20 protein-coding genes are annotated in these 20659 nt (G+C 68.6%); 5 read left to right on the top strand and 15 right to left on the bottom strand.

The genetic code is table 11. The annotated features are described in order from the left end of the window. Positions 1 to 5: 5 nt before the first annotated feature. Positions 6 to 1421 carry an acetyl-CoA carboxylase biotin carboxylase subunit gene (locus KGR00_RS16275; protein WP_224419666.1) on the bottom strand — a complete coding sequence of 472 codons (1416 nt, stop codon included), beginning with the start codon at positions 1419 to 1421 and terminating at the stop codon, positions 6 to 8. A 177-nt stretch (positions 1422 to 1598) separates the two neighbouring features. On the opposite strand from KGR00_RS16275, the gene KGR00_RS16270 reads away from it, so the two are divergent. Continuing rightward, positions 1599 to 2585 (top strand): LysR family transcriptional regulator, encoded by a 987-nt coding sequence (locus KGR00_RS16270; protein WP_129138738.1) that lies wholly within the window; start codon positions 1599 to 1601, stop codon positions 2583 to 2585. A 102-nt stretch (positions 2586 to 2687) separates the two neighbouring features. Here KGR00_RS16270 and lipB read toward each other — a convergent pair whose 3' ends face one another. From lipB to KGR00_RS16215, 11 genes are all read right to left on the bottom strand, one after another. Next, on the bottom strand, positions 2688 to 3368 hold the full coding sequence (gene lipB / locus KGR00_RS16265) for a lipoyl(octanoyl) transferase LipB (protein WP_129138739.1): 681 nt from the start codon (positions 3366 to 3368) through the stop codon (positions 2688 to 2690). After that, positions 3368 to 3679 (bottom strand): DUF493 domain-containing protein, encoded by a 312-nt coding sequence (locus KGR00_RS16260; RefSeq protein WP_129138740.1) that lies wholly within the window; start codon positions 3677 to 3679, stop codon positions 3368 to 3370. The genes lipB and KGR00_RS16260 overlap by 1 nt, the downstream gene beginning before the upstream one ends. A 117-nt stretch (positions 3680 to 3796) precedes the next feature. After that, positions 3797 to 5029: a D-alanyl-D-alanine carboxypeptidase family protein gene (locus tag KGR00_RS16255; protein ID WP_224419665.1), complete on the bottom strand. Its 1233-nt coding sequence runs from the start codon at positions 5027 to 5029 to the stop codon at positions 3797 to 3799. A gap of 42 nt (positions 5030 to 5071) precedes the next feature. Beyond that, positions 5072 to 6121, bottom strand: a complete 1050-nt coding sequence (locus KGR00_RS16250) for a septal ring lytic transglycosylase RlpA family protein (protein WP_224419664.1) — start codon at positions 6119 to 6121, stop codon at positions 5072 to 5074. Further along, positions 6118 to 7149: a lytic murein transglycosylase B gene (mltB, locus tag KGR00_RS16245; RefSeq protein ID WP_224419663.1), complete on the bottom strand. Its 1032-nt coding sequence runs from the start codon at positions 7147 to 7149 to the stop codon at positions 6118 to 6120. The genes KGR00_RS16250 and mltB overlap by 4 nt, the downstream gene beginning before the upstream one ends. A 32-nt stretch (positions 7150 to 7181) precedes the next feature. Then, positions 7182 to 8327 (bottom strand): rod shape-determining protein RodA, encoded by a 1146-nt coding sequence (gene rodA, locus KGR00_RS16240; RefSeq protein WP_129138742.1) that lies wholly within the window; start codon positions 8325 to 8327, stop codon positions 7182 to 7184. After that, on the bottom strand, positions 8314 to 10206 hold the full coding sequence (gene mrdA, locus KGR00_RS16235; RefSeq protein ID WP_224419662.1) for a penicillin-binding protein 2: 1893 nt from the start codon (positions 10204 to 10206) through the stop codon (positions 8314 to 8316). The genes rodA and mrdA overlap by 14 nt, the downstream gene beginning before the upstream one ends. A gap of 54 nt (positions 10207 to 10260) precedes the next feature. After that, a complete protein-coding gene (gene rlmH / locus KGR00_RS16230; protein ID WP_224419661.1) occupies positions 10261 to 10728 on the bottom strand; it encodes a 23S rRNA (pseudouridine(1915)-N(3))-methyltransferase RlmH in 468 nt (155 codons plus the stop codon). Beyond that, entirely contained in the window at positions 10725 to 11087 is a 363-nt protein-coding gene (gene rsfS, locus KGR00_RS16225; protein ID WP_129138745.1) for a ribosome silencing factor, read from the bottom strand. Before rsfS ends, rlmH begins: the two co-directional genes overlap by 4 nt. Positions 11088 to 11141: 54 nt before the next feature. After that, positions 11142 to 11813, bottom strand: coding sequence for a nicotinate-nucleotide adenylyltransferase (gene nadD / locus KGR00_RS16220; protein ID WP_129138746.1), 672 nt, complete (start codon positions 11811 to 11813; stop codon positions 11142 to 11144). After that, entirely contained in the window at positions 11794 to 13071 is a 1278-nt protein-coding gene (locus tag KGR00_RS16215; RefSeq protein ID WP_224419660.1) for a glutamate-5-semialdehyde dehydrogenase, read from the bottom strand. Before KGR00_RS16215 ends, nadD begins: the two co-directional genes overlap by 20 nt. Before the next feature lie 157 nt (positions 13072 to 13228). Here KGR00_RS16215 and KGR00_RS16210 point away from each other — a divergent pair, with 157 nt between their 5' ends. Genes KGR00_RS16210 through KGR00_RS16200 form a run of 3 tightly spaced genes read left to right on the top strand, consistent with a single transcriptional unit; the run spans position 13229 to position 16437 of the window. Then, the gene (locus KGR00_RS16210) at positions 13229 to 14089 is read left to right on the top strand and encodes a hypothetical protein (RefSeq protein ID WP_224419659.1); all 861 of its coding nucleotides are present in this window, start codon (positions 13229 to 13231) and stop codon (positions 14087 to 14089) included. After that, on the top strand, positions 14090 to 15034 hold the full coding sequence (locus KGR00_RS16205; protein ID WP_129138749.1) for a diguanylate cyclase: 945 nt from the start codon (positions 14090 to 14092) through the stop codon (positions 15032 to 15034). After that, positions 15031 to 16437, top strand: coding sequence for a bifunctional DedA family/phosphatase PAP2 family protein (locus KGR00_RS16200; protein WP_224419658.1), 1407 nt, complete (start codon positions 15031 to 15033; stop codon positions 16435 to 16437). The genes KGR00_RS16205 and KGR00_RS16200 overlap by 4 nt, the downstream gene beginning before the upstream one ends. Positions 16438 to 16451: 14 nt before the next feature. Here KGR00_RS16200 and KGR00_RS16195 read toward each other — a convergent pair whose 3' ends face one another. The 3 genes from KGR00_RS16195 to mpl form a co-directional block, all read right to left on the bottom strand. Beyond that, complete coding sequence (locus tag KGR00_RS16195; RefSeq protein WP_203234779.1) at positions 16452 to 17075, bottom strand: LysE family translocator; 624 nt, start codon at positions 17073 to 17075, stop codon at positions 16452 to 16454. 124 nt (positions 17076 to 17199) lie between these two features. Next, positions 17200 to 17823, bottom strand: a complete 624-nt coding sequence (locus tag KGR00_RS16190; protein WP_224419657.1) for a flavin prenyltransferase UbiX — start codon at positions 17821 to 17823, stop codon at positions 17200 to 17202. Further along, positions 17816 to 19183: a UDP-N-acetylmuramate:L-alanyl-gamma-D-glutamyl-meso-diaminopimelate ligase gene (gene mpl, locus KGR00_RS16185; RefSeq protein WP_224419656.1), complete on the bottom strand. Its 1368-nt coding sequence runs from the start codon at positions 19181 to 19183 to the stop codon at positions 17816 to 17818. Before mpl ends, KGR00_RS16190 begins: the two co-directional genes overlap by 8 nt. 198 nt (positions 19184 to 19381) lie before the next feature. On the opposite strand from mpl, the gene KGR00_RS16180 reads away from it, so the two are divergent. Next, positions 19382 to 20641 (top strand): 6-phosphofructokinase, encoded by a 1260-nt coding sequence (locus KGR00_RS16180; RefSeq protein WP_129138753.1) that lies wholly within the window; start codon positions 19382 to 19384, stop codon positions 20639 to 20641. Positions 20642 to 20659: the final 18 nt, after the last annotated feature.

Here is a 20659-nt window from a genome sequence, read left to right as displayed (position 1 = left end):
CCTTGTTATAGTCCGGCGTGGGCGGCGATGGCGGCGGCGATGGCCAGCGCGACCTCTTCGGGGTTGCGCTTCACCGAGTAGTTGAGCAGTTCCGGATGCGCGGGAACGAACCCGGTGTCGAACTCGCCGCGGCGGAAGTCGGGATGACGCAGGATCTCCTGGTAATAGGGCGCGGTGGTCTTGACCCCCTGGAGGCGCATGTCGTTGAGCGCCCGAATGCCCCGATCCAGCGTTTCCTCCCAGGTCAGGCCCCAGACGATCAGCTTCAGGCACATGGAGTCGAAGTACGGCGGGATCGTGTAGCCGGTGTAGATCGCCGTGTCGGTCCGCACCCCGGGCCCGCCCGGCGCGTAGTAGCGGGTGATGCGGCCGAACGTGGGCAGAAAGTCGTTCTTGGGATCCTCGGCGTTGATGCGGAACTGGATCGCGTAGCCGTGGTGCTGGATGTCCTCCTGGCGGAAGGCCAGCTTGAGCCCCGCGGCGATACGGATCTGCTCGCGGACGATGTCGACCCCGGTGATCGCCTCGGTGATGGTATGCTCGACCTGAACGCGGGTGTTCATCTCCATGAAGTAGATTTCGTTGCCCTTGACCAGGAACTCCACGGTGCCGGCGTTCTCGTAACCCACCGCCTTGGCGGCGCGCACCGCCAGCTCGCCGACGTAGGCACGCTGCTCGGGGGTCAACTGCGGGCTGGGGGCGATCTCGATGAGCTTCTGGTTGCGGCGCTGGATCGAGCAGTCACGCTCGAAGAGGTGGATGACGTGGCCATGGCGGTCGGCGAGCACCTGCACCTCGATGTGGTGTGGCTCGACCACGCACTTTTCCATGAAGACGTCGGCACTGCCGAAGGCCTTGGTGGCCTCCGAGATCACCCGGTCCCAGGCCTGCTCGAGCTGTCTGGCGTCGTCGCAGCGGCGGATGCCGCGACCGCCGCCGCCCGAGGTGGCCTTGAGCATCACCGGATAACCGATCTCCTCGGCCAGCGCCAGGGCTTCCTCGCGATCGGCCAGGTTGCCTTCCGAACCGGGCGTGACCGGCACGCCCGCCTCGCGCATCGCGGCCCGCGCCGCGGTCTTGTCGCCCATCCTGGCGATCACCGCGGCATCGGGGCCGACGAAGGCAATGCCCGCCTCGGCACAGATCCGTGCCAGGTCGGCGTTCTCCGAGAGGAAGCCGTAGCCCGGATGGATGGCATCGCAGCCGGTCTCGCGGGCCAGATCGACGATCCGCCGGGGGTCGAGATAGCCGGCCAGCGGATCGTCGCCGACGAAATGCGCCTCGTCGGCCCGCTTGACGTGCAGGGCGAAGCGGTCCGGCTCGGTATAGATGGCGACGGAGCGAATGCCCATCTCGGCACAGGCACGCACGATCCGTACGGCGATCTCGCCGCGGTTGGCGATCAACAGTTTCCGGAACACGGTCTGTCCTCCAGGGTTGCGTCCACGACAGGCATGCGAAAAACTAGCGGGTTGCTTGCCCGTTTCCTTGGCCTCGCAGGGTGTGCCTTTTACGCTACCCGGCTCGTTGCCAATAGAAAAATTGATATTTTTTTGCCAAGCTATAAGTTACGGCTTATACCTAACGCGGAAACCGCCATGTCGCGCCCCCATCTGCTCAATCGACTGACCTTTCGACAGCTGCAGGTCTTCCAGGCCGTGCATCGGCAGCAGTCCTATTCGCGGGCGGCCGAGCAGTTGGGCCTGACCCAGCCCGCGGTCAGCGCCCAGATTCGCCAGCTCGAGCAGGCCCTCGAACAACCGCTGTTCAAGTACGCCGGCAAGACCCTGCACGTGCTGCCGGCCGCGGACGCCCTGGCGGCGAGCGTGCAGTCGATCTTCGGTCAGGTCTCGAGCCTGCAGATGGAACTGTCGGAGCTGGCCGGCACCATCCGCGGCGAACTCAACCTGACCGCGGTTTCCACCGCCCAGTATGTGGTCCCGCACATCCTGGCGCGGTTCCGGGCACGCTACCCGGAGGTCCATATCCGACTGCGGGTCTGCAACCGCGGCCAGGCGCTGGAACGCCTCGCCGAGCGGCGCGACGACCTGGTGATCATGGGCATGGTCCCGGATGACGCCAACCTCTCCTTCATGCCGATCCTCGACAACGAGATGATCCCCATCGTCTGGCCCGGCCACCCCCTGCTCACCGCCGCGAAGCCGACCCTCGAGGATTTCGCCCAGCACTATGTACTGATGCGCGAACCCGGCTCCGGGACGCGCACCGCCTTCGAGGAGTTCGTCGCCCGCGAGCGGGTATCGCTGGCGCACACCCTGGAGCTGGGCACCAACGAGGCGATCAAGCAGGGCGTGATGGCGCATCTCGGCGTCGCCGTGCTGCCGCGACTGGCCGTCCAGCTCGAACTGGCCTCGGGGCTGCTCGCCTCCCCCGCGCTGCCCGGCTTCCCGCTCAAGCGCTCGTGGTGCACGGTCTATCCCAAGGACCGCTACCCGACCCCGGTGACCGAACTGTTCCTGCGCTTTCTGCGCGAACTGCTACCGGAGCTCAACGCCCACTTCAAGGCCCCGATCGAACCCGCCCCCGGCCCCAGCTTCGTGTGCCTGCCGATGGTCGACGCCTGACGGACGCCCGAAGCTTGCCGCTCGCAAGACAAGAAAGCCCTCTGCAGTCGCCTGCAGAGGGCTCGTCGTTTGCGGCACCGCGAAGGGGCCCGTGGCAGAGAGTCAGCCGACGCGGGAAGCGGCGTCGGGGGCAAGCCCGGCGGGCAGGCCCTCATGCTCGACGAGGGACTCGATGCCCAGGCGCGTCGCCAGGCAGCGGATCAGCCGCGAGGCCTCCTGGTCGAGCCGCACGGGGCCGGCGACGCACTCGCGAAGCTGGGTCATCGCCAGGCCCGCATAGCCACAGGGGTTGATGCGCGCGAAGGGCGCGAGATCCATGTCGACGTTGAACGCCACCCCGTGAAAGCTGCAGCCCCGACGGATGCGCAGGCCCAGTGAGGCGATCTTGGCCTCGCCGACGTAGACACCCGGGGCATCGGGCCGGGCCCGCGCCTCGACGCCGTGTTCGGCCAGGGCATCGATGACGGCGTTTTCCAGTGCCGTCACCAGGTCGCGCACGCCCAGATGATGACGCCGCACATCGAGCAGCGGATACAGCACCAGCTGGCCGGGGCCATGATAGGTGACCTGGCCGCCCCGATCGGTGGCGACCACCGGGATGTCCCCCGGCATCAGTACATGCTCGGCCAGCCCCGCCTGCCCCTGGGTGAAGACCGGGTCGTGCTCGACCAGCCACAGCATGTCCGGCGCCTCCGGCGTGCGCGTATCGGTGTAGTCGCGCATCGCCCGCCAGACCGGCTCATAGGGCAGACGCCCGAGACGATAGACGTCCAGGGCGCTCATTACAGCACCATGTGGACGCGACCCGAGGCCTTGAGCGAGGCGAACAGCGTACGCAACTGCTCCTCGCCGGTGGCGGTGATGGTCACGCGCACCGAGCGGTACTTGCCATTGCGGCTGTCGACGGCGGTGATGGTGGTGCGGTCGACGCCCGGAGCGTGCTGCTCGACGATGTCGATGACGGTGGCCTGGAAGTCGTCCGCGGCGTCGCCGACGATCTTGATCGGATAGTCGCAGGGATATTCGACCTTGGGCGCGCCGGTGCCGGCCTGTGGCGCCTCGACACGCAGATCCCGAAGGGACTTGTCGGTCATGATGGTCACTCGATGAAGGGTATCTGCGCGTATTCTACGCAACCTCGCCAGATCGACCAAGGTCGCGACGTCGCCGCGACCCTGGCCCGCCGCCACGCGGCGGCAGGGACATGCGGATCAGAACAGCCCGGTGAAGAACAGCAGCACCGCGTCCCAGATGCGCTTGAAGAAACCACCCTGCTCGACGCTCTGCAGCGCGACCAGCGGTTCTTCGCGGATCACCTCGTCGCCGAGCTTGACCTGCAGGGTGCCCAGTTGCTGCCCGGCCTGTACCGGGGCCTTGATGGTCTCGGGAATGTTCAGCTTGGCGGTCATCTCGTCGCGGCGCCCCTTGGGCACGGTCAGATACAGGGCATCGGTGACACCGAGCTTGAGGGTATCCTGGGCGCCGCCCCAGATCCGCGGCTGGTTGAGTACCGCGCCACGCTGGTAGAGCTTGAAGGTGTCGAAGAACCGGAAGCCGTAGCTGAGCAGTTTCTGCGATTCCTGAGCGCGCGCCTCGTCGGAATTGGTGCCCATCACCACCGAGATCAGGCGCATGTCGTCCTGCTTGGCGGACGACACCAGACAGAACCCCGCGGCGTCGGTGTGGCCGGTCTTGAGCCCGTCCACCGACGGATCGCGCCACAGCAGCCGGTTGCGATTGGGCTGACGGATGCCGTTGTAGGTGAAGTACTTCTCCGAGTACATCTCGTAGTGATCGGGGAAGTCCTGGATGATGTGCCGGGCGATGTTCGCCAGGTCCCGCGCCGAGGAGTAGTGATCGTCGTGCGGCAGGCCGGTGGCGTTGGCGAAATGGGTGTTCTTGAGCCCCATGCGCTGCGCCTGCTGGTTCATCAGGTCGACGAACGATGGCTCGGACCCGGCCACGTACTCGGCCAGCGCCACGCTGGCATCGTTGCCGGACTGGATGACCACGCCGTGCAGCAGGTCGTTGACGCTGACCTGGGTGCCTTCGCGCACGAACATCCGCGAGCCGCCGGTGCGCCAGGCATGCTCGCTGATCGTGACCATGTCGTCGTCGGCGATGTTGCCGTCGTTGATCTCCTTCTCGACGATATAGGCGGTCATCATCTTGGTGAGACTCGCCGGCGGCAGGCGCTGGTCGGCGTTGTGTTCGACCAGTACCTCGCCGCTATTGGCGTCGAGCAGAATCCACGAGGAGGCATTGAGACTGGGCGGTGAGGGAATCATCGGTTCGGGCAGGCTCTGCTGCATCGACGAATCCGGCTTGGGCTGCGAGGCTTGCTGATCCTCGGCCATGGCGGGCTGGACCAACGCGATGCAGAGCGTGGTGACGGCGGCGGCCAGTCCCTGCCAGGAGCGAGAAGAAAGAGTGGACAGTCTCATGACGGTGTTTCTCGTTGCTTGTTTCAAGAATGAAGACACGGATCAGTTGCCGGCAGTGACGGCGAAGGTCTGGGCATAACCGACGTCGCGCAACTGCTGGCGCAGCGCCTCCAGCGCTGAACGATCGGCCACGGGGCCGACCTGAACCCGGTGCAGCCGGGCGTCGCTGTCGATGCGTACCGGCCGGTCGAGTCGCGATTGCAGGCGTTCGCGCAATTTCCGGGCGTTGGTGGCCGAGTTCAGCGCGGCCACCTGCAGATAGAATGCCCCTCCGTCCCCGGCCACGGGGTCGGTGGCGGACGTGCCGGTAGCGGACGTGCCGGTCTCGGCAACCCGGGACGCCGTCGTGTTCTCTGCGCGGGCCCCCGACGCCCCGGAGGCCGGCATGGCCGTCGCCGTCGGCGCGCTTCGCGTGGCCAGCGCCTGGGTCGACGCCGCCGAGTCGGCAGCGGGCGCCGCATCACGCCGCCCCCGGGTATCGGTCGACGACGCCTGACGCGAGGCCAGGGAGCGCGACGTCGAGGTCTCGCTCCCCGAGCGGTGCCGGGCCTGCCAGGCGACCGGATCGATCGCCTCGACCCGGACGTGCCCGGTCCCGGTGCGCAGGATACCCAGCCGGGCGGCCGCCGCATAGGATAGATCGATCAGGCGATTGCCGTGAAACGGGCCTCGGTCGTTGACCTTGACGATCACCGAGCGCCCGTTGTCGGTATTGGTGACCCGGGCATAGGTCGGCAACGGCAGGGAACGATGCGCCGCCGACATCTTGTACATGTCGTAGGACTCGCCGCTGGCGGTGTCATAGCCCTGGAACTTCTCGCCGTACCAGGACGCGGTGCCCTCCGCCTCGTAGCCCTCGGCACTGGGCAGCACATGGTAGGTCTTGCCCCAGACCCGATAGGTCGAACGGTTGCCGCTGGCGGCCAGCGGTTCGACCCTGGGCACCGCGTCGGGCACGTCGGCGACATCGGGCGGATTGTCCGGGTAGGCATCACGGGACATGGCGTAGCGACCGCCGTCCCCGCCACCCCCCGAGGCGCAACCACCCAGCACCAGCAGTCCCGCCAGCAGCAGCCACCAGAGCGGCCTCACGACGACGCCTCCCGCGCGTCGCGAATGCGGTCGGCCAGGGTGGTCACGGCCATGGCGTAGAGATAGCTGTGATTGTAGCGGGTGATGACGTAGAAGTTCTCGTGACCGAGCCGGTAGTCGACACGGCCGTCGTCTCCCTCGAGCGCCAGCGGCACGACCCGCTGCGCACCGTCCAGGCCGGTGCTCCCGGCGGGGGTGATGCCCTTGGCGGCCAGCGCGTCGATGCGCACATAGGGCTCGCGCGCCTGATTGAAGGTGACGCCGTCCGGCGGCGTGGCCGGGCCCGAGGCCGCGCTGACGACCGCCCCGCCCGCCTGCCAGCCATGACGCGCGAAGTAGTTGCCCACGCTGCCGATGGCATCCACGGGATCGTGCCACAGATCGCGCTTGCCGTCGGCGTCGAAGTCCACGGCGTAGGCCTGATAGCTGGTGGGGATGAACTGCGGGTAGCCCATCGCCCCCGCGTAGGACCCCTCGAGCGTGGCGGGATCGATGCCCTGCTCGCGGGTCAGGTCGATGAAGGCCGCCAGTTCGCCGCGGAAGAAGTCGCCGCGCGACGGATGGTGAAACGCCAGCGTGGCCAGGGAATCGAGTACCCGATGGGTGCCGGTATGACGGCCGTAGTAGGTTTCCACGCCGATGATCGCGGCGATCACCTCGGGGGCCACCCCGTACTGCGCCCGGGCGCGCGCGAAGGCGTCGCGGTGGGCCTCGATGAAGGCTGCGCCGGCCTCGACCCGCTCGGGCTGGATGAAGATGTCGCGATACTCGCCCCAGGTCATGCGGTGCTCGGGCGCCCTGGCCATGGCATCGAGCACGTCCTGGCTATAGCCGGCCTCGTCCAGGGCCTTGACCAGCCAGTCGCGGTCGGTGCCGGCGGCCACCCGGGCGTCGACCCAGGCCGCCACGTCCGGGTGGCTGGCGGGATCGAACGCCGAGTCGGCCCAGGCCGACGTGGTGCCGAGTGCCATGATGCAGCCCAACAGGCCCAGCCGGAAACGGCTCGGTTGGCGAGCGGGAAACCCCATCGTCTTCAACTCCCTGTTTCGCTCCGCAGCGGCTAGCGCGGCAGCAGACGCCGGTGGCTGTGAATCGCCATGAGAATACCGAAACCGGCCAGCAACGTCACGCTGGAGGTCCCGCCGTAGCTGACCAGCGGCAGCGGCACGCCGACGATCGGCAGGATACCGCTGACCATGCCGATGTTGACGAACACGTAGATGAAAAAGGTCAGGACGATGCTGCCGCCCACCAGCCGACCGTAGGTGTCGTGAGCGCCATTGGCCATCAGCAGACCGCGGCCGATGATCAGCAGATAGAGCGTCAGCACCACCAGCATGCCGATCAGCCCGAACTCCTCGCCGAGCACCGCGACGATGAAGTCGGTGTGTCGCTCGGGCAGGAATTCCAGCTGCGACTGGGTGCCCTGGGTCCAGCCCTTGCCGAAGACGCCCCCGCTGCCGATGGCCGTGGTCGACTGGATGATGTTCCAGCCCGCGCCCAGCGGGTCGCTTTCCGGGTTGAGAAAGGTCAGTACGCGCTGACGCTGGTAATCGTGCATGTTGAACCACAAAAGCGGCATCGCCGCCGCGGCCAGCACGACCAGAAAGGCGATCAGGCGCCAGGAGAGCCCGGCCAGCAGCACCACGAACACCCCGGCACAGGCCACCAGCAGCGACGTGCCCAGGTCCGGCTGCTTGGCGATCAGCACCACCGGCACGGCCATGATCACGGCACATACCAGGATGTCGCGCACCCGGGGCGGCAGCGCCTGGCGCTGCAGGTAGGCGGCGACCATCATCGGCATCGCCAGCTTCATCAGTTCGGACGGCTGGAAGCGGATCACCCCGGGAATCACCAGCCAGCGCTGGGCTCCCATGCCGATGTCGCCCATCACCTCGACGGCGATCAGCATCGCCAGCCCCGCCCCGTAGAGCACCGGCGACCAGCGGCAGAGGGTCTTGGGCGACAGCTGGGCCAGTACCACCATCACCGTCAGCGCGACGCCCAGGCGCAGCGCCTGCGCCTCGACGACCGCCAGCCGCTGGCCGCTGGCACTGTAGAGCACCACCAGTCCCGCCCCCAGCAGCACCAGCAGAATGCCGCACAGCCAGGGATCGATGTGAATGCGCGTCCACAGCGTGCTGCGCCGCCGGACACTGGCGTTGCGCGGGTAGTGGAGCATGGCGGTGTCACGGAGTCGCATGCGATCCTCGCTGGCGAATTTCGGCGGCCGCCTCGTCGAGCGCGTCATCGTCGGGCAGCAGCCAGGCATCGGTGATCTCGCGCGCCAGCGGCGCGGCATGGGAACTGCCCCCGCCGGCGTTCTCGATCACCACGGCGACGGCGATCTGCGGGTCGTCGATCGGCGCGAAGGCGGTGAACAGGGCGTGGTCGTGCAAGCGTTCCTCGAGCTCGTCGGCGTTGTAGCGTTCGTCGTTGTCGAGGGTGAAGACCTGGGCCGTGCCCGACTTGCCGGCCATGCGGTACTCGAGCCCGGCCCCCACGCGACGCGCCGTGCCCTCGCTGCCGCTCATCACGTCGCCCATGGCGTTGCGCACCAGCGTCCACCAGCCGTCGTCGAGTTCGATGTCCTCCTTGGCCGGCGGCGGATCGACCGTCTCGTCGCCGATACGCTTGGCCAGGTGCGGCGTCACCCAATGGCCGCGGTTGGCGAGCACCGATACCGCGGTGGCCATCTGCAGCGGGGTGGCCAGCCAGTAGCCCTGGCCGATCCCCACCGACAGGGTCTCGCCGGGGAACCAGACCTGCCCGCGGCGCTCGCGTTTCCACTCGCGGGAGGGCATCAGACCGCTCGAGGCGCCGTAGACGTCGTAGCTGGTGTCCTCGCCGAAGCCGAAGCGGTGCATGAAGTCGGACAACCGATCGATACCCAGCTCGTGGGCGAGCGTGAAGAAGTAGGTGTCGTTGGAAACCTCGATGGCACGGTGCATGTCGACCCGCCCGTGGCCCCAGCGCAGCCAGTTGTGATAACGCCGGTCATGCTCCGGCAGCTTGTAGTAGCCGGGGTCGTAGATGGTCTTTTCCGGGGTGATCACGTGGTTGTAGAGCCCGGCCAGGGCCATGTAGGGCTTGACCGTCGAGGCCGGCGGATACTGGCCGCGGATCGCCCGGTTGTAGAGCGGCAGGTCGTGGTCGTCGCGCAGCCCCTTGTAGTCGTCGTAGCTGATCCCGGTGACGAACAGGTTGGAGTCGAACCCCGGCGACGAGGCCATGGCGAGGATGTCGCCGGTCTTCGGCTGGATGGCGACGATCGCCCCGCGGCGGTCGTCGAGCAGGTCGTAGGCCAGCTGCTGGAGGCGCTCGTCGATGGTCAGGGTGATGTCCTTCCCCGGCGCCGGATCGGTACGCCCGAGCTCCTTGAGGACCCGCCCGCGGGCATTGGTCTCGACCTGACGCAGGCCGGCCTTGCCGTGCAGCACCGACTCGTACTGCTTCTCGACGCCGGTCTTGCCGATGAAGTGCGTCCCCGAATACTCGCCGCGATCCAGATCGGCCAGCTCCTCGGCGTTGATGCGCCCCACGTAGCCGATGACATGCGACATGATCAGTGGATCCGGGTAGTAGCGCAGCAGTTGCGCCTCGACCTCGACCCCGGGCAGACGGTAGCGGTTGACCGCCAGCCGCGCGATCTGCTTTTCGTTGAGCTCGCTCATCAGCAGCGCCGGCTGATAGGGCCGCTGACGCTGATAGGCGCGCTCGCGGAAGACGCTCGCCTCCTTGGCCGGCAGGTCGAGGATGTCGACCAGCAGGTCCAGGGTGGCATCCAGGTCGTCGACCCGCTCGGGAACGATGGTCAGGTTGTAGGTCGGCCGGTTCTCCGCCACCAGCCGGCCGTTGCGGTCGTAGATCAACCCGCGGGTCGGCGGCAGGGGCTCGACGCGCACGCGATTGTTCTCGGAGCGGGTGGTGTAGACCTCGTGCTGGAACACCTGCAGATAGACCAGCCGGGCGACCAGCGCGCCCGACATCAGGATCACCAGCAAGGCCGCGAGCAGCGAACGGTTGCGAAACAACCGCACCTCCTGCTCGGGATTCTTCAGGGTATCGCGGGGCTTACGCATCGGGAAACTGGGCCGGGCCGGGCGCGAGGGGGTGTCGGGGCATCGGGAATGTCGTCAACGGTGATAAGGATGGCCGACCAGCAAGGTCCAGGCGCGATAGAGCTGCTCGGCGAGGATCAGACGCACCATGGGATGCGGCAGGGTCAGCGGCGACAGCGACCAGCGCCGCTCGGCGCCGGCCGACAGCCCCGGCTCGAGCCCGTCCGGGCCGCCGACCAGCAGTGCCACGTCGCGTCCCGAGTGGCGCCACTGATCGGCCTCGCGGGCGAGCCGCTCGGTCGACCACGCCTGACCGCCCACCTCGAGGGCCACGCACAGTTCATCGCCGCGCAGGCGATCGCGCATGCGTTGCCCCTCCAGGGCCACGGCACGCGCCACATCGGCATTCTTGCCGCGCGCGCCGGGAGCGATCTCGACGATCTCGAGGGCGAAGTCACGGGGCAACCGCTTGCGATACTCCTCGACGCCGCGCTCGACCCAGTCGGGCATCCGGGTGCCCACCGCGACCAGGCGTACCTTCACGCCCGGCCCCCGCGGACCTCCTCCTCGCCGTCCGCGGGCATGTCGGCCCAGAGCCGCTCCAGATCGTAGAGGCGGCGGGTCTCGGGCATCATCACGTGAACCACCACGTCGCCCAGGTCGATCAGCACCCATTCGGAGCCGCTCTTGCCCTCGACCCCCAGCGCACGGACGCCCGCTTCCTTCGCCCGCTCGACCACGTTGTCGGCCAGCGCGGAAACGTGTCGGGAAGAGGTCCCGCTGGCCACCAGCATGACGTCGGTGACGCTGGTCAGCGCCGAGACGTCGAGTGCGGCGATGTCCTGACCCTTGAGCTCCTCAAGGGCGTCCACCGCCAGTGTCTTCAATGCGTCGATCTGCATAGCTCCTCGTCGGCAACAGTCGGGTCAGACTCCATTCTACCCCGACAGTTCCCGCTATCGGTAAAGATGATGTGAATGAATGTAGGCCTCGACCGCCTCGGGCAGCAGGTAGCGCACACTGCGACCCTCGGCGAGCCGCGCACGGAGGTCGGTCGCCGAGATCGCCATGCGACTGGGCAGGCGCAGGTGCAGAAGCCCGCCGGCCGGCCGCCGGAACAGCGTCTCGGCATCGGCCACACGACGCTCGGCGACCAGCGCCTCCAGCGCCTCGGGCAGGGGCTCCCGGTGGCCGGGGCGATCGATCACCACCACGTGAGCCAGCTCGAACAGCCGCCCGGGGGCATGCCAGTGGTGGAGCTTGAGAAAGGCGTCGAAGCCGATCGCCATCACCAGCCGTGCCGCGTCGCCGTAGTCGCGGCGCAGCGAGGCCAGGGTGTCGCTGCTGTAGGAGGGGCCCTGGCGATGCAGCTCGCGGTCGTCGGCGACCAGCCCCGGCGTGGCGCCGATGCCCGCGTCGAGCATGGCCAGACGCTGTTCGGCATCGATACCCGGCGCCTCGCGATGCGGCGGGACATGGGCCGGCACCAGATGCACCCGATCGAGCGCCAGCGCCTCGTGGAGTTCCACGGCGCTGCGCAGGTGACCGAGATGCACGGGGTCGAAGGTCCCGCCCAGCATGGCGATACGGGGTGCCGGGTCGGCCGGATCACTCACGGATCTGGCCATCGCCGAGCACCACGTACTTGCACGTGGTCAGCCCCTCGAGACCCACCGGGCCGCGGGCGTGCAGCTTGTCGGTGGAGATGCCGATCTCCGCGCCCAGCCCGTACTCGAAGCCGTCGGCGAAACGCGTCGAGGCATTGACCATCACCGAACTGGAGTCGACCTCGGTGAGAAAGCGCCGGGTCAGCGAATAGGACTCGCTGACGATGGCGTCGGTGTGGTGCGAACCGTAGGTCTCGATATGGGCCATCGCCTCGTCGATGCCCTCGACCACGCGGATCGCCAGCACCGGCGCCAGATACTCGGCCTGCCAGTCGGCCTCGGTGGCGGGCGCCACGTCGGGGAGCCGTTCACGGGTACGCGGGCAACCGCGCAGCTCGACACCATGCTCGGCATAGGCCGCCGCCAGTTGCGGCAGCAGCGCATCGGCCACCGGCGCGTCGATCAGCAGCGTTTCCAGGGTATTGCAGGTGCCGTAACGCTGCGTCTTGGCATTGACCGCGATCGCCAGTGCCTTGGTCAGGTCGGCGGTGGCATCGACATAGACGTGACAGACCCCGTCGAGGTGCTTGATCACCGGCACCCGCGCCTCGCGGGAGATGCGTTCGATCAGCGACTTGCCGCCGCGCGGAATGATCACGTCGACGTACTCGGGCATGGCGATCAACCGGCCCACCGCGGCGCGATCGGTGGTCGCCACCACCTGGACGGCGGCCTCGGGCAGCCCCGCCTCGGCCAGCCCGGCGGCGATGCACTCGGCGATCGCCGCGTTGCTCTCGCTGGCCTCGGAACCGCCGCGCAGGATGCAGGCATTGCCGGATTTCAGGCACAGGCTGGCGGCCTCCATCGTCACGTTGGGCCGCGACTCGTAGATGATCCCGATCACGCCCAGCGGCACCCGCATCTGGCCGACCTGGATGCCACTGGGACGCGCGCGCAGGCCATCGATCTCGCCCACCGGGTCGGGCAGCGCGGCGACCTGTCGAAGCCCGTCGACCATGCCGGCCAGGCGCGATTCGCTGAGCGCCAGACGATCGAGCAGCGCCGCGTCCAGCCCCGCGGCCCGGCCGCGCTCGAGATCCCGGGCATTGGCCGCCAGCAGGGATTCCCGCGACGCCTCGACGTGGCGGGCCATGGCCAGCAGGGCGGCGTTCTTCGCCGCAGTCGGCGCGCGACGCAGCCCGGCGCTGGCCTGGCGAGCGGCCACGCCGAGCTGACGCATGTAGGAGTCCACGTCGGTGATCGCTGTATGTCGTGACATGCCCGGAAATCTCTCCATAATCGGTCGCCGTGTCGCGCAGCGCGTATCGCGGCGAACGTACTGACTTGATGAGGAATCGCGCGATACGAGTCGTCGCCGAGGGGGCGGGTATCGTACAGTGTCGGCTATTCGAAACGGAGATCAATACTAAGCCACCATGGAGCGCAAGTTCAAAGCGGGACCCTACCGACTGATGCCCTGGGCGACCGCCGCCGTTTTGTTGCTGCTGGCCGCCGACGCCGAGAGCACGACGCTGCGTGTCGGCCTGGCACTCGGTGCGCTGCTGCTGGTGGCCGACCTGTATCTCGGCCAGCGCCGCCACCGGCTGCCGCGCGCCGGCCTGCCCTTGCTGCTCGGGGGGCTGATCACCCTGGCCCTGTTCGCGGCCCCGCAACGCTACCTGCTGTGGCTGTGGGCCTGGGCGGCGGTGCTGGCCCTGCCCCAGCACGGGGTCCTGCGCTGGCTCAACGTCGGCCTGGCGGCACTCAGCTTCTGGCACGTTCACAGTCTGCTGGGCGTCGAGGAAGCGCTGCTCGCCGGGCTGCTGCTGGCCACCCTGGGACTGCTGGGGGTCGCTCACGGCCTGAGCCTGCGCGGGCTGTGGCGCGACGAGGGCAGCCCCGGCGCGCAGTTGTCCGGCCTCGACCTGCATTCGCGGCGTCAGCTCGACCACGACCTCGCCCTGGAAACCGTGCGCACCCAGCGCGAGGGCTCCCGCGGCATGCTCGTGCTCCTGCGCACCCCGCCGTCACGCCAGCGCGGCGTGGCGCGGGCGCTGATCGGTCAGACGCGCCGTTACGAACATGGCTACCGGATCGACCGGGCGACCCTGGCGCTGCTGCTGATCAGTCGTGATGCCGGCGAGGTTCAGTCACGTCGCGGCGCCCTGCTCGCCGCGCTTCCGCCGGGCGTGCGTACCCGCTGCGTGTCGCTGGTGCCGGGCGTTTCGCTGAACGCTCAGCTGGAAGCCCTGGCCGGCCAGCAACGCGCCCTGGTGACCCTCGAGGAGACGGCCTGAATGGCGCTTGCGAATTCCCGTTGGCACGACCGGCTTTTCTTCATCGTCTACCTCAGCGCCCTGCTGCTGATCGCCGGGCACGCCCTGTGGCACTACCTGATGGGGCACTACGACGACATCCTGCTGCCGGCGCTGCTCGCCATGCTGCTCGCCGGCGCGCTGTTCGTGCGCCTGGTCAACCCGGGCTTCCGGCGCCTGCTGACCTACTCGGCGTTGATCAGCTGCTATCTGCTGATCGCCGTGGATCTCGCCCGCCACGAGACCCACTCGCTGATCTGGCTGGGGGCACCGCCGGTGGCGACCTTCCTGCTGCTGCCGCTGGCCCCGGCCCTGCTGCTCAATCTCTTCCTGGCCCCGGTCTGGCTGCTGCTGATCGTCTCGGCACTGCCACTCTGGCATGCCACCCTGGTCTACCTTGCCCTGGTCGGGCTGACCGCCCTGCCCGCCTGGCTGATTCACTCGCGCCATTGGCACCTGCGCGCCGGCGAGACCCGCGATCCCCAGTGCCAGGCGCTCTCCCGGCAGGCATTGCACAGCCGCCTGGCAGCGGAGGTCGAGCGCAGCCGGGCGCTGAAATGCCCCCTCGAGGTACTGGTGATCCACCTGCCGCAACTGGAAATGGCCGACGAACAGTTCGGCGGCGCGCTGCTGCACGCCCTGCTCACCCGCGCCTGCCTGACCATCCAGGCCAACTGCCGCCAGCACGACCTGCTGGGCCGCGCGCAGACCTCGCTGTTCTGGCTGCTGCTGCCGGATACCGGCGAGGCGGGTACGCTGATCGTGCGCGAGCGGCTACTCCACGCCCTGAGCCGCGAGGTATTCGCCGAGACCGGCCCCATCCAGTCGCGCATCCGTAGCTGCCCCCTGCTGCCCGGCGAAACGCCGGAGCACTTCGAACAACGCCTGATGACCACCGGCCTGAAACTGATGGAGCCCACGCCTTGACCGCTACCGACTGGATGACCGCCCTGACGCCTTCACCCAGCTGGCTGTACCTGATCGTCGCCCTCGTCTCGCTGGTCGAATCCCTGGCGGTGATCGGCCTGGTGGTACCCGGCGTGGTGCTGATCACCGCCGCCGCCTCGCTGGCCGGCCACCACGACCTGTCGCTCACGCTGCTGCTGCTGGGCGCGGGCATCGGCGCGGTGATCGGCGACGGCGCCAGCTTCCTGCTCGGCTACCATCAGCGCCAGCGCGTGCCCTTGCTGTGGCCGTTCCGCAACCACCCGCAGTGGCTGTCGCGCGGCGCGCAGTTCTTCCAGCGTTACGGGGTGATGTCGGTGCTGATCGGCCGCTTCGTCGGTCCGGTACGCCCCATCGTGCCGCTGATCGCCGGCATGATGCACATGCGTCCGAGCACCTTCCTGTGGTCCAACCTGGGCTCGGCGATTCTCTGGGCGCCCGCCTACGTGCTGCCCGGCTACCTGCTGGGTCGGACCTGGCAACACCTGCTGTACCTGCCCGCCGACGGCCGCCGCTGGCTGATCCTGCTCGGCCTGCTGGTGGTGGCCCTGGTGGTGGCCTTCTCGCTGGTGCGCCAGCAGCTGGCCCACGAGGGCTGGCTGCATCGCAAGCTGGCAGCGCTGGCCAGTCGCCACCCGCGGGGTCGTCGCCTGTGGCAGGCGCTGACCGCCTCGCGTCCCGAGGCCGCCCTGCCGCTGGCCTCGCTGGTCCTGCTGCTGACGAGCCTCGCCGGGCTGTCGGGCTGGACGCTGTGGGTGCTCGACCAGAATGGCCCGCTGCCCATGGATCATCAGCTGCAGGGCCTGCTGAACACGCTGGATTCGCCCTGGCTGACCCGGCTCGCCGAAGGCCTGGCCAAGGTCGGCGATGCCTATGGCGTCATCGCCCTGGTCGCGCCCTGGCTGCTCTGGATGGCCCGCCGGCGCCTCTACGCCCTGGGTCTGCACGTCATCGGCGCCCTGGGCGGCATCGCGCTGGTCAATACCCTGTTCAAGCATCTCGCCGGACGCGCTCGCCCCGACGTTCCCGACTACCTCAGCGGCTCCTTCTCCTACCCCAGCGCCCATACCTCGACGGCCGTGGTCCTCTACGGCCTGGCGGCAGCCTTCGTCGCCGACGCCCTGCCCCGGCGTTATCGCGCACCGGCGTACTGGACGGCCATCCTGATCTGCGTGCCCATGGCCCTGTCACGGCTGGTGATCGGCGTGCACTGGCTGAGCGACCTGGTCGGCGGCGCCCTGCTCGGACTGACCCTGTGCGCCGTGGTGCGCCTGAGCTACCACCGTTTCGCCACGATCACGCCACCCCGCCCGCCCTGGGCGAGCCTGCTGCTCGCCTCGCTGGCGCTGCTGACGGCGCGACTCTTGTGGCTGCCCCATGCCTGAGGCGGATCGTCGCCTCAGCCCAGCGCCAGCCAGGCGCCCACGCCGATCATCAGGGTCCCGGCGATGCGATTGAGCAGGCGCACGTTGCCGCTGCGGCTGAGCAGATGGCTCGCCGTGCGCCCGCCGGTGGCGTAGAGCAGCAGGCAGCAAAGCTCGATCGACAGGATGATGCCCACCAGCCAGAGCAGTTGCACGGCCAGCGGCAAATCGGCATCCAGAAACGGCGGCAGCAGGGCGATGAAGAAGGCCCAGCCCTTGGGGTTGGCCACAGCGGTGACGAACCCCTGCGAGAGCAGTTGCCAGCGCGACACGTCGCGCCGTTCGCGGGGCTCCGAGGGGATCGCCATGCGCCCGCGGGAGCGCCACATCTGCACGCCCAGATAGGCCAGGTAGGCCCCGCCCAGCCACTTGAACACCGCGAACAGCGCCGGCTCGCGCAGCATCAACGTGGCCACGCCGGCACCCGCGGCGACCGCCACCAGTCCGACGCCGGCGAGCTCGCCGAGCATCATCCACAGCGCACGACGCACGCCCACGGTCATGCCCAGTACCATCGACAGCGTCATGCACATGCCCGGCGTCAGCGACACCATGAAGAAGGTCGGCACGAACACCGACAACAGCGACAGGTTGATCATGCAGGACTCTCCCCTAGGTCTCGGTTGCTAACGGATGAACGCTCGAGCGCCCACGTATCGTGCGCAGCCGCGGGCGCCGCACGGAGCCGGCGAGCCTCGGACGGCCGCGCTCCGGCCCGACCGCTCATTCGCCCCAGCGCGGCATCAGCGTGTGCGCGATCCCCAACTGGTTGAGAATCCGCGCGACGATGAAGTCGACGAGGGCCTCGACGCTCGTCGGCCGATGATAGAAGCCGGGCGCCGCCGGCAGCACCACCGCGCCCAGCCGGCTCAAGGCGAGCATGTGCTCGAGGTGGACCGCCGACAGCGGCGCCTCGCGCGGCACCAGGATCAATTGCCGCCGCTCCTTGAGGGCAACGTCGGCGGCGCGTTCGATCAGGTTGTTGCTGGCCCCGGTGGCCACCGCCGAGAGCGTGCCCGTGGAACACGGGCAGATGACCATCGCGCTCGGCGCGCCGGAGCCTGACGCCACCGGCGCCAGCCAGTCCTCGCGGCCGAAGCAGCGGATCTGGCCCGGCCGGGCACCGCTGCGCGCGATCAGGGCCTCGGCGAGACGGCCCGGCTGGGCAGGCAGCTGCTCGTCGGTCTCGGTGGCGATCACCATGTGCGCCGCCTTGGAGACCATCACCCACACTTCATGCCCGGCGGCGGTCAGGCACTCGATCAGGCGCAGGCCGTACTGGGCCCCGGAGGCGCCGGTCAGCGCCACGGTCACCGGCGGTTCGAAGACGCCTTCCCGCTCAGCCATGACGTGCCTCCAGGGCCGCCAGCAGCTTCTCGTGGATGCCGCCGAAGCCGCCGTTGGACATCACCACCAGGCGATCACCGGGCCTCGCCGCGTCGACCAGCGCCTCGACCAGCGCCTCGATATCCTCGGCACGTCGGGCCGGCACCGGCGACGCGGCGATCACCTCGTCGAGCGACCAGTCCAGCCCCGGCGGCTGATACCACCAGACCGCATCCGCCGCGGCCACGCTCTCGCCCAGACGCGCCTTGAGCGTGCCCAGACGCATGGTATTGGAGCGAGGCTCGATCACCGCCAGCAACCGCCCCCGCGGCGTGGCGGCACGCAGGCCGCGCAGCGTGGTGGCGATCGCCGTGGGGTGGTGGGCGAAATCGTCGATCACCTGGATGCCGGCGACCTCGCCGCGCACCTCCTGACGCCGGCGCGGCGACTGGAAACGCGCCAGCGCCGCGCAGCCCCGGGCCAGATCGACCCCGCAGGTGGCCGCCGCGGCCAGGGCCGCCAGGGCATTGCGGGCGTTGTGCTCGCCGGTCAACGGCCAGTCGACCACCGCATCCTCGGCGCCGTGAATCACCCGAAAGCGACTCGCGTCATCGCGCTCCAGCACCAGGCGCCAGGCACTGTCGTCGGCCGCACCGAAGCGCTCGGTCGTGCTCCAGCAGCCCATCGCCAGGACGCGATCGAGGGCCGGTTCGCCGTCGGCGACCAGCAAGCGGCCGTCGCCGGGCACGGTGCGCACCAGATGATGGAACTGGCGCTCGATCGCCGCCAGATCACTGAAGATGTCGGCGTGATCGAACTCCAGGTTGTTGAGTACGGCGACGTCGGGGCGGTAATGCACGAACTTGGAGCGCTTGTCGAAGAAGGCGGTATCGTATTCGTCGGCCTCGACCACGAAGGGCGCGGCGGACTCGCCGAGACGCGCCGACACGCCGAAATTGCGGGGCACGCCACCGATCAGAAAGCCCGGCGCCAGGCCGGCGGACTCGAGCAGCCAGGCCAGCAGGCTGGCGGTGGTGGTCTTGCCATGAGTGCCCGCCACGGCCAGCACACGCCGTCCCGGCAGGACGTGCTCGGCCAGCCACTGGGGCCCCGAGACGTACGGCAGGCGCGCATTGAGCAACGCCTCGACCTCGGGGTTGCCCCGCGACAGGGCGTTGCCGACCACCACCAGGTCCGGACGCGGCTCGAGGTTGCCCGCCGCGTACCCCTCCTGGAGCGCGATGCCGGCGGCCTCGAGCTGGGTGCTCATCGGCGGGTAGACGTTGGCATCGGAACCGCTGACCGTGAACCCGCACTCCCGGGCCAGCAGCGCCAGGCTGCCCATGAAGGTGCCGCAGATTCCGAGGATATGCACGTGCATCAGGGGCCTCCCGCCGACCAAGAGAAGAAGACGCCTCGCGTGGGGCTGTGCGGGGCATCGGCGCGTGAGCCTAGCATGCCGGCAGTGACAGGCGCCATACGCCCCGCTGCCGTGCAGCACGCGGCGCTATCGGCTATGATGCACGGTCGTCCCCTCTTCAACGCTCAACGATCGCAAAGCAGGAGCAAAGGAAGCCCCATGGCCCAGCACAATGCCTTCTACGCCCAGTCCGGTGGCGTCACCGCCGTCATCAACGCCAGCGCCTGCGGCGTGGTCGAAGCGTGCCGCCGTCACAGCGACCGGATCGGCAAGGTGTATGCAGGACACAACGGCATCATTGGCGCCCTGACCGAGGACCTGATCGACGTTTCCCAGGAATCCGAGGAAGCCATCGCCGCGCTTCGCCACACCCCGGGCGGCGCCTTCGGCTCCTGCCGCTACAAGCTCAAGGACATCGAGACCCACCGCACCCAGTACGAGCGGCTGATCGAGGTCTTCAAGGCCCACGACATCCGCTACTTCTTCTACAACGGCGGCGGCGACAGTGCCGACACCTGTCTCAAGGTCTCGCAGCTCTCCGAGAAGATGGGCTATCCGCTCACCGCCATCCATGTGCCCAAGACGGTCGACAACGACCTGCCGATCACCGACAACTCGCCGGGCTTCGGCAGCGTGGCCAAGTACATCGCCACCTCGACCCGCGAAACGGCGCTGGACATCGCCTCGATGTGCGCCACCTCGACCAAGGTCTTCGTGCTCGAGGTGATGGGGCGTCACGCCGGCTGGATCGCCGCCGCCGGCGCGCTGGCCGGCGAAGGCGAAGGCGAGCCGCCGCATCTGGTGATCTTCCCCGAGATCCCCTTCCGGCGTACCGAGGTCATGCAGCGCGTGCAGACGGCGGTCAAGCAGTACGGCTATTGCGTGATCGTGGTCTCCGAAGGCGCCCGCTACGACGACGGCACCTTCCTCGCCGATGCCGGCAACACCGACGCCTTCGGCCACCGCCAGCTGGGCGGCGTGGCCCCCACCCTGGCCGGCATGGTCAAGCAGGACCTGGGCTACAAGTATCACTGGGCGGTCGCCGACTACCTGCAGCGCGCCGCGCGTCACCTGGCCTCGAAGACCGACGTCGACCAGGCCTATGCGGTGGGCAAGGAGGCCGTGGAACTGGCGCTGGCCGGCAAGAACGCCATGATGCCGGCGATCAAGCGCGTCGGCGACGATCCCTACGAATGGCGCATCGAGGCCGCCCCGCTCGCCGAGGTCGCCAACAAGGAAAAGTTCATGCCCCGCGACTTCATCCGCGAGGACGGCTTCGGCATTACCCCCGCCTGCCGTCGCTATCTGTCGCCGCTGATCCAGGGCGAGGACTTCCCGCCGTTCGAGAACGGCCTGCCCAAGATGGCCGCCCTGAAGCTGGCCAAGGTCGCGCGCAAGTTGCCCGAATTCACGCTGTAACGCCCGGCCACGAAGCGA

Origin of the sequence: Modicisalibacter sp. MOD 31.J (assembly GCF_020147985.1) — a bacterium.
Lineage (GTDB): Bacteria > Pseudomonadota > Gammaproteobacteria > Pseudomonadales > Halomonadaceae > Modicisalibacter > Modicisalibacter coralii.
The sequence above is the reverse complement of the archived record's forward strand: the minus strand, read 5'-3'. Positions and strand labels throughout refer to the sequence as shown.

Coding starts and splice junctions, on each gene's coding strand:
- lipB (WP_129138739.1), bottom strand. CDS start 3,368: ATGAGCGCCCTGGACGTCTATCGTCTCGGGCGTCTGCCCTATGAGCCG.
- mrdA (WP_224419662.1), bottom strand. CDS start 10,206: ATGCGTAAGCCCCGCGATACCCTGAAGAATCCCGAGCAGGAGGTGCGG.
- rsfS (WP_129138745.1), bottom strand. CDS start 11,087: ATGCAGATCGACGCATTGAAGACACTGGCGGTGGACGCCCTTGAGGAG.
- KGR00_RS16270 (WP_129138738.1), top strand. CDS start 1,599: ATGTCGCGCCCCCATCTGCTCAATCGACTGACCTTTCGACAGCTGCAG.
- KGR00_RS16195 (WP_203234779.1), bottom strand. CDS start 17,075: ATGATCAACCTGTCGCTGTTGTCGGTGTTCGTGCCGACCTTCTTCATG.
- KGR00_RS16260 (WP_129138740.1), bottom strand. CDS start 3,679: ATGACCGACAAGTCCCTTCGGGATCTGCGTGTCGAGGCGCCACAGGCC.
- KGR00_RS16190 (WP_224419657.1), bottom strand. CDS start 17,823: ATGGCTGAGCGGGAAGGCGTCTTCGAACCGCCGGTGACCGTGGCGCTG.
- mpl (WP_224419656.1), bottom strand. CDS start 19,183: ATGCACGTGCATATCCTCGGAATCTGCGGCACCTTCATGGGCAGCCTG.
- rodA (WP_129138742.1), bottom strand. CDS start 8,327: ATGCGACTCCGTGACACCGCCATGCTCCACTACCCGCGCAACGCCAGT.
- KGR00_RS16180 (WP_129138753.1), top strand. CDS start 19,382: ATGGCCCAGCACAATGCCTTCTACGCCCAGTCCGGTGGCGTCACCGCC.
- nadD (WP_129138746.1), bottom strand. CDS start 11,813: ATGGCCAGATCCGTGAGTGATCCGGCCGACCCGGCACCCCGTATCGCC.
- KGR00_RS16255 (WP_224419665.1), bottom strand. CDS start 5,029: ATGAGACTGTCCACTCTTTCTTCTCGCTCCTGGCAGGGACTGGCCGCC.
- mltB (WP_224419663.1), bottom strand. CDS start 7,149: ATGGGGTTTCCCGCTCGCCAACCGAGCCGTTTCCGGCTGGGCCTGTTG.
- KGR00_RS16215 (WP_224419660.1), bottom strand. CDS start 13,071: ATGTCACGACATACAGCGATCACCGACGTGGACTCCTACATGCGTCAG.
- KGR00_RS16210 (WP_224419659.1), top strand. CDS start 13,229: ATGGAGCGCAAGTTCAAAGCGGGACCCTACCGACTGATGCCCTGGGCG.
- KGR00_RS16205 (WP_129138749.1), top strand. CDS start 14,090: ATGGCGCTTGCGAATTCCCGTTGGCACGACCGGCTTTTCTTCATCGTC.